The following is a 204-nucleotide window of genomic DNA, read 5'->3' as shown; positions in this document are numbered from 1 at the left end:
CAAACGACCGACACCGACCATCCACCGCCAACCCCCGCTGACGCGAAAACTCCACGAACGCGGCCGGGGTGGCCATGACGGTGACTCCGCCGACCAGGGCGGCGGAGCATTCCCCGCGGCGTAGGGCGGTGGCGGCCAGATGCAGGGCTACCAGGGACGACGAGCAGGCGGTGTCGACGGTCAGGGTCGGGCCGTTGAGGCCGT

General features: G+C 71.1%; 1 protein-coding gene. It reads right to left on the bottom strand.

From position 1 onward, the window contains the following. Nucleotides 1-204, bottom strand: a 204-nt coding sequence (locus C1A38_RS30565; RefSeq protein ID WP_146017669.1) for a beta-ketoacyl synthase N-terminal-like domain-containing protein, incomplete at both ends; no start/stop codon positions are given.

It is taken from the genome of Verrucosispora sp. ts21 (assembly GCF_002879555.1).
In the GTDB taxonomy this organism is placed as follows: Bacteria; Actinomycetota; Actinomycetes; order Mycobacteriales; family Micromonosporaceae; genus Micromonospora; species Micromonospora gifhornensis.
This window is presented reverse-complemented; position numbering and strand designations above follow the sequence as displayed.